The following is a 9,933-nucleotide window of genomic DNA, read 5'->3' as shown; positions in this document are numbered from 1 at the left end:
GCCGAACAGCTCCTTGAAGTCGACGCCATTGGCGCGCTCGTGCTTGCGCAGCGTCTGCACCGAGGTCGTGCCGGTGGTGGTGGCGACCGTCTTGCCGACCAGGTCCTTGATGGAGTTGATGCCCGAGTTGGCCTTGGTGGCAATGCGCACTTCCTCGACGTAGGTCGTCACGGCGAAGGACACATCCTTCTGGCGGGTGGCGTTGTTGGTGGTGGAGCCGCACTCCAGGTCGACGGTGCCGTTCTGCACCAGCGGAATGCGGTTTTGCGAGGTGACGGGCTGGAACTTCACGTCGAGCTTGGCCAGGCCGAGCTGCTTTTGCAGGTCCTTGGCGATGCGCTCGGCCATCTCGGTGTGGAAGCCGACGTACTTGCCATCGCCCAGCGTGTAGGCCAGGGCGCCGGACGACTCGCGCGCGCCCAGGGTGATGGAGGCGCTGTCCTTGATCTTCTTCAGCGTGTCTTCGGCATGGGCCGCGCCGAATGCCAGGGTGGCAGCAAGGGCGAGCAGGGTTTTCTTCATGGAAACTCCTTCGGGTTAGGAATCAAAGAATCGGGAAACGGGCCGGTCAGCCAACAACGGGATTCTATGGATCGGGGTCTACGCGAAACCACTTAGGGAAACGCGAATGTACGGCGATGCGCCTCAACCTGCCATGCACGCCGCGGGCCAGCTCAGGCGGTGCGCAGGAAGTCCCACAGCGCCTGGGCGCCGGGCTTGGTGTGGCGGGCCATCTCGGGCCGCTCACGGTAGATGCGCACCTCCATCGAGAGCTCGCAGGTGCCTGGCGCCGAAGCCCGCACCAGACGGTTGTTGCGCATCTCCTTCTCGACCGAGCTGTTTGGCAGGAAGGCCAGGCCATGGCCCTCGAGGGCCATGGCCTTGAGGCCCTCGGCCATGTCGGTCTCGTAGATGGATTCGAGCAGCAGCGGCGCCGGCGAGAGCTTGACGATCTGCTCGACCAGGCGGCCCAGGTAGGCGCCCGAGGCGTAGCTGAGGAAGGGCACCTTCTCGCCCGGCTTGGCCGGTAGGCGAAAGAGCGGCTGGCCGTTGGCATCGGCCTTGGCATAGGGGGCGATCGTCTCCTCGCCCACCTTGAGCATCTCGTAGCGGTCTGGGTTGAGCTGCAGTGGCTGGCTCGGGTGGTGGTAGGCGATCAGCAGGTCGCAGCTGCCTTCGGCGAGCAGCATCACCGCGTCGTGCACGTTGAGCGCCATCAGCCGGCTCTTGAGTGCACCGAAGCGCTGGCGCAGGTCCATCACCCAGTGCGGGAAGAAGGTGACGGCCAGCGAATGCGGCACGGCAAACTCGATCATGTCCTGCCCAGCCACCTGGTGGCTGTGCATCATGTTGCGCGTGGTCTGCAACGCGCCCAGGATCTCCAGCGCCTGCGAGCGGAAGGTCTCGCCGGCCGGCGTGAGCCGCGTGGGGTAGGACGAGCGGTCGACCAGGTCGATGCCGGCCCAGGCTTCGAGCGCCTGGATGCGGCGCGAGAACGCCGGCTGCGTGACGTGGCGCAGCTGGGCCGAGCGCGAGAAGCTGTGCGTCTCGGCCAGGCTCACGAAGTCTTCAAGCCATTTGGTTTCCATCGTCCTCCGGGTCTTGGCCGCTTTGCTGCAGGCGCCACATTTCAGCATAGCGCCCGTCGCGCGCCAGCAGCTCGGCGTGCGTGCCGCGCTCGAGGATGCGGCCCTGCTCCATCACCAGGATCTGGTGCGCATCGACCACGGTGGACAGGCGGTGCGCGATCACCAGAGCCGTCTTGTTGCGCGCCACGCCCTGCAGCTCGGCCTGGATGGCGCGCTCGTTGGCGGAGTCGAGCGCCGAGGTGGCCTCGTCGAAGATCATGATCGGCGGGTTCTTGAGCAGCGTGCGGGCGATGGCTACGCGCTGCTTCTCGCCGCCACTGAGCTTGAGCCCGCGCTCACCCACCGCCGTCTCGTAACCCTTGGGTGTGGAGACGATGAAGTCGTGGATGCGCGCCGCCCTGGCCGCAGCCTCCACCTCGGCCTGGCTGGCGCCCGCACGGCCGTAGGCGATGTTGTAGGCCACGGTGTCGTTGAAGAGCACGGTGTCCTGCGGCACGATGCCGATGGCCTGGCGCAGGCTCGCCTGCGTCACCTGCCGGATGTCCTGCCCGTCGATGGTGATGGCGCCTTGGTTCACGTCGTAGAAGCGAAACAGCAGGCGCGCCAGCGTGCTCTTGCCCGAACCCGAGGGGCCGACCACCGCCACCGTCTTGCCCGCCGGGATCTCGAAGCTCAGGTCGTGCAGGATCGGCCGCGCCGGCTCGTAGGCAAAGCTCACGTGATCGAACTTCACGTCGCCGTGCGTCACCTGCAGCGCCGTGGCGCCGGGCGCGTCGGCCACCTCGCGCTCGCGCTCCAGCAGGCCGAACATCTTGTCGAGATCGAGCAGGCTCTGCTTGATCTCGCGGTACAGCACGCCCAGGAAGTTGAGCGGGATGTAGAGCTGGATCATGAAGGCGTTGATCATCACCAGGTCACCCAGCGTCATCCGGCCGTCGACCACGCCCAACGTGGCGCGCCACAGCATCGCCACCAGCCCGATGGCGATGATGAGCTGCTGCCCGGTGTTGAGGATGGACAGCGTGGTCTGCGACTTGAGCGAGGCCTTGCGCAGGCGCTCCAGGCTTTCGTCGTAGCGCCGCGTCTCGAAGGCCTCGTTGTTGAAGTACTTGACGGTCTCGTAGTTGAGCAGCGAGTCGATGGCGCGCGTGTGGCTCACCGAGTCGAGCTCGTTCATCTGCTTGCGGAACTGCGTGCGCCAGTTGGTGACGGTGATGGTGAAAGTGACGTAGACCATCAGCGCGGCGATGGTGATCCAGGCGAACCAGGCGTCGAACTTCACCGCCAGCAGCGTGAGCACCATCACCACCTCGATCAGCGTGGGCACGATGCTGTAGAGCGAGTACGAGATGAGCGAGTGCACGGCGCGCGTGCCGCGCTCGATGTCGCGCGTCATGCCGCCGGTCTGCCGCTCCAGGTGGAAGCGCAGGCTGAGCGAATGCAGGTGGCGGAAGACGTTGAGCGAGATGCTGCGCGCCGTGCCTTCGGTGGCCTTGGCGAAGATCAGCTCGCGCAGCTCGGTGAAGAGCGAGGTCGACAGGCGCAGACCGCCATACGCCAGCAGCAGGCCGATGGGCACGACCATCAACGCACGCACGTCGCCCGGCTGCAGCGACAGGCTGTCGACCAGCGACTTGAGCAGCAGCGGCACGCCCACGTTGGCCAGCTTGGCCCCCACCATGAAGGCCAGCGCGATCAACACGCGCCAGCGGTACTGCCACAGGTAGGGGAAGAGCTTGCGCAAGGTGCCCCAGTCGGAGCGTGGCGCGACAGCCGGTGTACTGAGGTCGGGAGATGGTGAAGAAATGGCGGAAGAACGGCGCATGCGGGCGAGTGTGCCAGCAGCCACGGGCTCACAATGCAGCCTCGACCCAATCCCTTGCGGCCCGCACCATGACCGACATCGCCCCCCTCAGCCTGCCCACCGACATGGACCTCGTGATGCGCGTCATGCCCATGCCGGCCGATGCCAACGGCAACGGCGACATCTTCGGCGGCTGGATCATGGCGCAGGTCGACCTGGCCGGCTCGGTGCTGCCCAACCGCATCGCCAAGGGCCGCATCGCCACCGTGGCGGTCAACCAGTTCATCTTCAAGCAGCCGGTGTCGATGGGCGACCTGCTGAGCCTGTACGCCAAGGTCGAACGCATCGGCCGCACCTCGATCACGGTGCACGTGGAGGTCTATGCCGAGCGCAACCCGGCCAAGCTGGAAGTGGTGAAGGTGACCGAGGCCAACCTCACCTACGTGGCCATCGACGACCACGGCAAGCCGCGCGAGATCCCGCGCGACTGATCAGCGCGGTGTCGTCCGCCGCGTCGGCAGCGTCTCGGGCAGTCGCGGCACGATCTCGCGGTAGATCATGCCGGCAAGCTGCTCGGCCCACAGGGCATAGAGCGCCGGGCCGGGGTGGAAGCCGTCTTCGGCCATCAGCACGCTGGTGTCGGGCAGGGGCTCGTCTTCTTCCATCGGTAGCGGCAGCCACCAGCGGTCGGGCGTGCGCTTCACCCAACCTGCGAGGGCCTGGTTGTAGCGCTGCGCATCGGCCGCCAGCACCCAGCGCAGCGGGTTGGGCAGCAGCGGGAAGATCTGCAAGGGCGGCACCCCGCTGTGCACCACGTGCTTCACACCGGCGCGCTTGGCCGCCGTGCGGTTGAGCTGATTCAGGCGCACCAACCAGCGGCGCGGCGGCACCTGGGCCACCACGTCGTTCAGGCCCAGCGCGGTGACCATCACGTCAGCCGGGTGCAACTGCAGCGTGCGCAGGGCCTCCAGCGATTGCAGGGTGGTGTCGCCCGTGCGGGCGATGAGCTGCCACACCACCGAACCCCCCACGCGCTGGGAGAGCGCCTCGCTCAGGCGACCGGCCAGGGCCTGCGTCTGGTTCTCGGCGCCCACGCCGGCGGCCGACGAGTCGCCCACGATGAGCAGCCGCAGGGCCACCTTGCCGGTGCCGGCCACGCCTTCGCGCGGGCCTTCGGCTTCGGGCAGACGGGTGGCACGACGCCTCACCTGCTGGCCCTGCCACAGCAGCAGCGGCAGCAGCGTGAGCTTGACCGCATTGAGCAGCCAGGGGCTCACCCGCGGCCTCCGCGGTGAGCTGGGAAGGGAGTGTGATGCGCCGTCTGGATCAAGAGAACTGTGAGAAGTCGGGCTTGCGCTTCTGGAAGAAGGCGCTGAAGGCTTCCTTGGCCTCGGGGCTGGTCAGCCGCTCTGCGAACACCGCATTCTCGCCGTCAATCGTCTTGAAAAGTTGCTCCGTGACGGCGTTGCCACGCATGAGCCGCTTGCTGGCGCGCACCGCACCCGGCGGCAGCGCGTTGAAGCGCTCGGCCACGCGACGCGCGTGCGGCGCCACCTCGCTGGCCGGCAACACCGCGGTGGCGATGCCGCAGTCCACCGCGTCGGCGCCGGTGAAGGGGTCGCCCAGCAGCAGCTTCTCGGCGGCGCGGCGCTGGCCCATGAGCTGCGGCACCAGGTGGCTGGAGGCGAACTCGGGCACCAGGCCCAGGCTCACGAAAGGCATGGACAGGCGGGCCTCGTCGGAGACGTAGACGAAGTCGCAGTGCAGCAGCATGGTGGTGCCGATGCCAATGGCCGCGCCGGTGACTGCGGCGATCACCGGCTTGTCGCAGCCGATCAGCGCGTTCATGAACACGCGCGCCGGCGATTCGCTGATGCCGCCGGAGCGCTTCATGAAGTCTTCGAGGTCGTTGCCCGAGGTGAAGATGCCGGGCTGGCCGGTGATCAGCACGCTGCGCACGGCGCCATCGGCCTTGGCCGCGTCGAGCGCTTCGGCCATGGCGGTGTACATCGCGCCGGTGATGGCGTTCTTCTTCTCGGGGCGGGCGATCTCGATGGTGTAGACGCCGTTCAACAGCGCGGTCTTGATGGTCATGGTGTCTCCAGGAAATCCAAAGAAAAGGGCGTCAGGGGGAAGTATGCAGCGCCAGCCACTGCGACACCTGCGGCCACAGCGTGGGCGCAAAGCGCTGGCGGAAGAAGCCGAAGTGGCCGATGCGCTTCTCGCCCACGTCCTGCGGGGCGAAGCGGCGCATCTCGCGCGGGGCGCTGGCGTAAAAGGCGTGCATGTCGGCCGTGTTGCGCGCCGACATGTACTCGTCGTCGGTGAACGAGAGCGAGAGGATGGGGTTGCGGATGGCCGCATAGTCGGCGCGCATCTTCGCGCCGCCCACGCCCACCAGGTAGTCGCGGTCGAGACAGGCGCGGCGCCATTGGCGCATCACGCCCAGCGGCAGGTCACCCACCTTCTTCAGGCGCTTGCCGGGGAAGTAGCCGTACAGCTTCATCGCCAGCGGCGCGACGACGAACCACAGCCACCACACATAGGCCCGCGCCTTGGCGGCGTTGCGCAGCCAGTAGCCGGTGCCCACGCCGATGGTGACCACACGCGACACGCGGTCGCGGTTGGGCACCATGCCGAAGATCTGCCCGCCCAGGCTGTGGCCCAGCCAGTGGATGGGCGTCTGCGGAGGCACCTGCGCGTCCAGCCACGCCAGCGCGGCCGAGGTGTCCTGCTCGGCCCAGGTGTTGATGTCGGCGTGGAGCCCGCGCAGCGAGGCCTTCATCTGGGTTGGGCGCGACTCGCCCATGCCACGGTAGTCGAAGCTCACCACGGCGTGGCCTTGCTGCACCAGCCACTCGGCGAACTCTGCGTAGAAGCGCTGCGGCACGCCCATGGCGGGCACGATGAGCACCGCGGAGTGGCATTGCGCGGGGTTGCCGTAGAGGCGGCCCTGCAGCGTGAATCCGTCCGGGGCCTGGAACTCGAATACGTGCATGGGTCCTCCTGTGACTGTCAGCGGATGCGACGCCGGTGCGGGGCTTCGATACCTCAGCCTGAGCGGTTGGTGGTATGCGGGCAGCGAACACAAACAGCCCGTTCGGGCTGAGGTATCGAAGCCTTGCTCGATCTCCGCATGCCCTTCATCCCACCACCACCTCTTGCCAGTGGTTCGCGAAGTGCATGAGGTGCGCGCGGCGGTAGTCGTCCTTGCGGAGCTCGCCGTAGGCGAAATGCGGGTGCAGCGGACCGCTGTGCCGCTCGAAAGCCTGCAGCGCCGCGATGGCCCGGTCGACAGCCGGCCCCAGCGCCTGGCCCTGCGCGATGTCGGGCGCGCCGGGAATCGGCTCGGTCAGCGAATGCTTCATGCGGCCGCGCGCCGAGAACACGGTGGCCGCGGCTGGCCCCACGCTCGCGCGGAACCAGCCGGGCTTGAGTTCGGGAAAGCCTTGCAGCGAGTACTCGACGCTCTGCGCCGCGTGGTGCAGCACATGCGCCAGGTCCCAGGCCCCGCCCATGGCCACGGGCGTGACCTTGAGGGCCGCGAGGGTGCGCAAGGCCGCCTCGATGGAATCGAAGGCCTGCGACTGCAGCGCCGCCGGCCGGGCCGCCCACCACAGCGCAGGTGCGCCGACCGCCACAGCACCAAGGCCGAGGAGAGCGATGCGGCGCCCGCGCTGCATGGGCTTGCGCGTCAGACGCGCTCGAAGATGCCGGCCGCGCCCTGGCCTGTGCCAATGCACATCGTGACCATGCCGTACTTCAGGTTGTGACGACGCAGTGCGTGCACGACCGTCGCCGCGCGGATGGCACCGGTGGCGCCCAGCGGGTGGCCGAGCGCAATCGCGCCGCCCATCGGGTTGACCTTCTTCGGGTCCAGGTCGAGGGTGTTGAGCACGGCGAGCGATTGCGCGGCGAAGGCTTCGTTCAGCTCGATCCAGTCGATCTGGTCCTTGGTCAGGCCGGCGTACTTGAGCGCCGCGGGGATGGCTTCGATCGGGCCGATGCCCATGATCTCGGGCGGCACGCCGCGCGCGGCGAAGCTCACGAAGCGGGCCAGCGGCTTGAGACCGAACTGCTTCACGGCCTTCTCGCTCGCGAGGATCAGCGCGCCGGCGCCGTCGCTCGTTTGCGAGCTGTTGCCGGCCGTCACGCTGCCCTTGGCGGCGAACACGGGCTTCAGCTTGGCCAGGCCTTCGAGCGAGGTGTCGGGGCGCGGGCCTTCGTCGATGTCGACGGTGCGCTTCTTCGCGACCTGCTCGCCCGTGGCGAGGTTGGGCACGCGCGAGATGACGTCGATCGGCGTGATCTCGTCCTTGAACTCGCCGGCCTGGATGGCCTTGAGCGCGCGCTGGTGCGATTCGAGCGCGAAGGCGTCCTGCGCTTCGCGCGTGACCTTCCACTGGGCAGCCACCTTCTCGGCGGTCAGGCCCATGCCGTAGGCGATGCCGATGTTCTCGTCCTTGGCGAAGATCTCGGGGTTGAACGAGGGCTTGTTGCCGCCCATGGGCACGAGGCTCATGGACTCGGCGCCACCGGCGATCAGGAGGTCGGCCTCGCCCACGCGGATGCGGTCGGCCGCCATCTGGATGGCGGTCACGCCCGAAGCGCAGAAGCGGTTGACGGTCACGCCGCCCACCGGCTTGGGCAGGGCCAGGCCGGCGGCGATGCGCGCCATGTTCATGCCCTGCTCGCCCTCGGGGAAGGAGCAGCCGATGATCGCGTCTTCGATCGCGGCCGGGTCGAGGCCGGGAGCCTGGGCCAGCGCGCTGCGGATGGCGGCAATCAACAGGTCGTCGGGGCGGGTGTTCTGGAAGTAGCCCCGGCCCGAGCGGCCGATGGGCGTGCGGGTGGCGGCGACGATGTAGGCGTCTTGAACTTGCTTGCTCATGATGTGGTTCCTTGTGAGGCCGCTGTTTAGTTGCGCACCGGCTTGCCGGTCGAGAGCATGCCCATGATCCGTTCCTGGGTCTTGGGGTTCTCCAAGAGACCGCAGAAGTGCTTGCGCTCCAGCGCCATCAGGTACTCCTCGCTGACCAGCGAGCCGGCATCGACGTCACCGCCGCAGACCACGTCGGCAATCAGCGAGCCGATGTAGAAGTCGTGCTGGCTGATGAAGCCGCCATCGCGCATGTTGACCAGCTGCGCCTTGATGGTGGCGATGCCATTGCGGCCGGCCACCGGGAACAGTGCCTTCGCCGGAGCGCGGTAGCCGCTCTCGTACAGGCTCTTGGCCTGCTGAGTGGCGACGTACAGCAGTTCGTCCTTGTTCGGCACGACGATGTCGCTCCACAGCAGGTAGCCGTTCTTGCGGTTCTCGATCGCGCTGGTGCCCACCTTGGCCATGGCCGCGGCGGTGAAGCCGTCGGTCAGGAACTTGAGGATGTCGGCATTGGCGTTGCCGGCCGAGGCCATCTCGGCCGCACGGCGGGCGATGTAGGTCAGGCCGCCGCCGCCCGGGATCAGGCCCACGCCCACTTCCACCAGACCCATGTAGCTTTCCATCGCGGCGACGCGCTTGGCCGAGTAGACGGCCAGTTCGCAGCCACCGCCCAGGGCGATGCCGCGAATGGCGGAGACCACCGGCACGCTGGCGTAGCGGATGCGCAGCATGGCGTCCTGCAGCTTCTTCTCTTCGGGGGCGATGCCCTTGGCGCCGCTCTTCATGAAGACGGGCATCAGCGCCTCGAGGTTGGCGCCGGCCGAGAACACGTCGTCCGGCGACCAGATCACCAGGCCCTTGTACTTGGCTTCGGCGATCTCGACGGCCTTGAGCAGGCCTTCGGTCACGGTCGGGCTGATCAGGTGCAGCTTGGCGGTGATGGTGGCGATGAGCACCTCGCCGTCGAGTGTCCAGACGCGCACTTCGTCGTTCTTGAACTCCTGCGTGCCGGCCTTGAGCGGGTCGGTCGCACCGGCGCCGAACAGCGACTCGGGGAAGTGCTGGCGCTCGTAGACGGGCAGCGTGCTCTTGGGCAGGTACTTGTTTTGCGAAGCGCTCCACGAGCCTTCGGCGGTGTGCACGCCCTCGCGGCCATCAAACACCCAGGCGGGCAGCGGCGCCTTGCTGAGCGCCTTGCCGGCATCGATGTCGGCCTTCACCCATTCAGCGACCTGCTTCCAGCCGGCCTGTTGCCACAGCTCGAACGGGCCTTGGCTCATGCCGAAGCCCCAGCGCAGGGCCAGATCGATCTCGCGCGCCGAATCGGCCACGTCGGCCAGGTGCACGGCGGCGTAGTGGAAGCCGTTGCGCAGGATGGACCACAGGAACTGGCCCTGCGCCCCGGTCGAATTCCGCAGCAGTTCGAGCCGCTGCGCCGCCGGCTTCTTCAGCATGCGGCCGTAGACCTCGTCGGCCTTCTCGCCGGCCGGCACGTAGTCCTGGCTCGCGAGCTCGAAGCGCAGGATGTCCTTGCCGACCTTCTTGTAGAAGCCGGCGCCCGACTTCTGGCCCAGCGCGCCCTGCTCGATGAGGCGGCCGACGACGGCGGGCGTCGCGTAGCTGGGGTAGAACGGGTCGTCCTTCAGGTTGTCCTGCAG

Annotated in this window: 10 protein-coding genes; 1 reads left to right on the top strand and 9 read right to left on the bottom strand. The window is 67.7% G+C overall.

Annotation, left to right across the window (positions count from 1 at the left end; translation table 11 throughout):
• The 3 genes from VFL64_RS03615 to VFL64_RS03605 form a co-directional block, all read right to left on the bottom strand.
• Nucleotides 1-522 (bottom strand): transporter substrate-binding domain-containing protein (locus VFL64_RS03615; RefSeq protein WP_489539020.1); only part of this gene is annotated, 522 nt, incomplete at its 3' end.
• Between the two features lie 152 nt (nt 523-674).
• A complete protein-coding gene (locus tag VFL64_RS03610) occupies nt 675-1,589 on the bottom strand; it encodes a LysR substrate-binding domain-containing protein (RefSeq protein ID WP_489539019.1) in 915 nt (304 codons plus the stop codon).
• Nucleotides 1,570-3,414, bottom strand: a complete 1,845-nt coding sequence (locus VFL64_RS03605; protein WP_489539018.1) for an ABCB family ABC transporter ATP-binding protein/permease — start codon at nt 3,412-3,414, stop codon at nt 1,570-1,572. The genes VFL64_RS03610 and VFL64_RS03605 overlap by 20 nt, the downstream gene beginning before the upstream one ends.
• A gap of 68 nt (nt 3,415-3,482) precedes the next feature.
• On the opposite strand from VFL64_RS03605, the gene VFL64_RS03600 reads away from it, so the two are divergent.
• Nucleotides 3,483-3,884 carry an acyl-CoA thioesterase gene (locus tag VFL64_RS03600; RefSeq protein ID WP_489539017.1) on the top strand — a complete coding sequence of 134 codons (402 nt, stop codon included), beginning with the start codon at nt 3,483-3,485 and terminating at the stop codon, nt 3,882-3,884.
• On the opposite strand, the gene VFL64_RS03595 is transcribed toward VFL64_RS03600, so the two are convergent.
• The 6 genes from VFL64_RS03595 to VFL64_RS03570 all read right to left on the bottom strand — a co-directional run.
• Complete coding sequence (locus tag VFL64_RS03595; protein ID WP_489539016.1) at nt 3,885-4,670, bottom strand: SGNH/GDSL hydrolase family protein; 786 nt, start codon at nt 4,668-4,670, stop codon at nt 3,885-3,887.
• 49 nt (nt 4,671-4,719) lie between these two features.
• Nucleotides 4,720-5,487, bottom strand: coding sequence for an enoyl-CoA hydratase (locus VFL64_RS03590; RefSeq protein WP_489539015.1), 768 nt, complete (start codon nt 5,485-5,487; stop codon nt 4,720-4,722).
• A gap of 31 nt (nt 5,488-5,518) precedes the next feature.
• The gene (locus VFL64_RS03585; RefSeq protein WP_489539014.1) at nt 5,519-6,391 is read right to left on the bottom strand and encodes an alpha/beta hydrolase family protein; all 873 of its coding nucleotides are present in this window, start codon (nt 6,389-6,391) and stop codon (nt 5,519-5,521) included.
• 145 nt (nt 6,392-6,536) lie between these two features.
• Nucleotides 6,537-7,076: a DUF1569 domain-containing protein gene (locus VFL64_RS03580; protein ID WP_489539013.1), complete on the bottom strand. Its 540-nt coding sequence runs from the start codon at nt 7,074-7,076 to the stop codon at nt 6,537-6,539.
• An 11-nt stretch (nt 7,077-7,087) separates the two neighbouring features.
• Nucleotides 7,088-8,284, bottom strand: a complete 1,197-nt coding sequence (locus VFL64_RS03575; RefSeq protein ID WP_489539012.1) for an acetyl-CoA C-acyltransferase — start codon at nt 8,282-8,284, stop codon at nt 7,088-7,090.
• Between the two features lie 26 nt (nt 8,285-8,310).
• Nucleotides 8,311-9,933 (bottom strand): enoyl-CoA hydratase/isomerase family protein (locus tag VFL64_RS03570; RefSeq protein WP_489539011.1); only part of this gene is annotated, 1,623 nt, incomplete at its 5' end.

Origin of the sequence: Rhizobacter sp., from assembly GCF_035702065.1 — a bacterium.
Taxonomy (GTDB): domain Bacteria; phylum Pseudomonadota; class Gammaproteobacteria; order Burkholderiales; family Burkholderiaceae_C; genus Rhizobacter.
The sequence above is the reverse complement of the archived record's forward strand: the minus strand, read 5'-3'. Positions and strand labels throughout refer to the sequence as shown.